The sequence below is a fragment of the Allobosea sp. TAF32 genome, assembly GCF_052113585.1.
Lineage (GTDB): Bacteria > Pseudomonadota > Alphaproteobacteria > Rhizobiales > Beijerinckiaceae > Allobosea.
Genome location: NZ_JBFRDM010000062.1, coordinates 1 through 366 on the forward strand (window position 1 = coordinate 1; position 366 = coordinate 366).

The 366-nt window shown below is 64.8% G+C and carries 1 protein-coding gene; it reads right to left on the bottom strand.

What is annotated here, in order from left to right:
• Positions 1–184: 184 nt before the first annotated feature.
• On the bottom strand, positions 185–366 hold a 182-nt coding region (locus tag AB4Z16_RS28180; protein WP_441514601.1), incomplete at its 5' end, for an ATP:cob(I)alamin adenosyltransferase.

The following is a 366-nucleotide window of genomic DNA, read 5'->3' on the forward strand; positions in this document are numbered from 1 at the left end:
CTCCTATTGAGCCCTGCTTTGGCGCAGCGGCTGCAATTCAACCTGAGTGCGAAATGTGGCCGTCCGGGGGCATTTCAAGGGCAGAACCCGCAATTCCGAGTAATTTTCTCGGTTTTGCGGGGTAGCACCGTGCCTGCGTCGGGAGCGGCCAAAAAGTGGCTTATTGTTATCTTTTTTGCGGATATCAGGACTGCCGCTCGCGCTGCCAGAGCACGTCGGTGCCGCCGCCGGCCCGATTCAGCACCCGGGCGAGCACGAACAGCAGGTCCGAGAGCCGGTTCAGGTACTGGCGCGGCGCCTCGTTGAGGGCCTCGGTGGCGCCCAGCGCCACCAGCGCCCGCTCCGCCCGGCGGCACACCGTACGGC